Source organism: Porcincola sp. LCP21S3_C12, from assembly GCF_052118625.1.
In the GTDB taxonomy this organism is placed as follows: Bacteria; Bacillota; Clostridia; order Lachnospirales; family Lachnospiraceae; genus Porcincola.
Genome location: NZ_JBQKGW010000071.1, coordinates 1 through 760, shown reverse-complemented (window position 1 = coordinate 760; position 760 = coordinate 1). Strand labels below are relative to the sequence as shown.

Sequence of the window (760 nt, the reverse complement as noted above, 5' to 3'; positions counted from 1 at the left end):
CCTGCTTTTAAGAGGGAGAATGGTCGTAATGCCGGGCATTGTTTCATCCAGAAGGCTGAGCAGCTGAACTTTGGCAACAGTTAGGGTTGATATCCTCTGACTGTATTGCCTGGACAGAAAACGGAGATCTTCATACTTCTGGTCCTGAGGAGTGTAAGGAATCAGCGAATAGGACTTCTCAAGGGCATACTGAGCGATTCGCAGAGAATCACGTTTGTCCGTTTTCGCCTTTCTGAGTTCGGTATCGCCATACTTCTTCATCTGGTATGGATTGATCAGACAGACTGGGAGTTCCGCTTCCTGAAAGGCTTTCAGAAGTGGATAATGATAGTGGCTGGTAGGCTCCATAAGAATGGTTGGAGGTTCGGAAGTCCTCTTGATGTAATCTACCAATGCCTGCAGCTCATCAGCGACATGGTGGACATCAAAAGGTTTGGCACGGATGCTGCCATCCCCATTGAGAATGGCGACTGTACTCTTAGATTTTGATACATCAATACCAACAGCAATCATGAGAAAGACGCTCCTTTCGTAAGTGGTTTATGATTGGATCCAGCTCTTCAAGGTTCACTCATATTCTTTCGTTAAACGGGAGAAGCATTCTTTCCCAACTTGCTGAATCGAATGTAGAACGATGAAGGCGGGCTGACACATTTAACTTCGGGCGTGGTGTCCCAATCGGAAATTACGTCAGACCAATCACCTTCATCATAAAGAAAGAGCAGAGACTATGAAAGCCTCTACTCATATATTAAGAATC

General features: G+C 45.4%; 1 protein-coding gene. It reads right to left on the bottom strand.

Annotation, left to right across the window (positions count from 1 at the left end):
* The coding region (locus ACTQ1N_RS12675) for an IS110 family transposase (RefSeq protein ID WP_441957011.1) at positions 1-513 on the bottom strand (513 nt) is incomplete at its 3' end.
* Between the last annotated feature and the right edge of the window lie 247 nt (positions 514-760).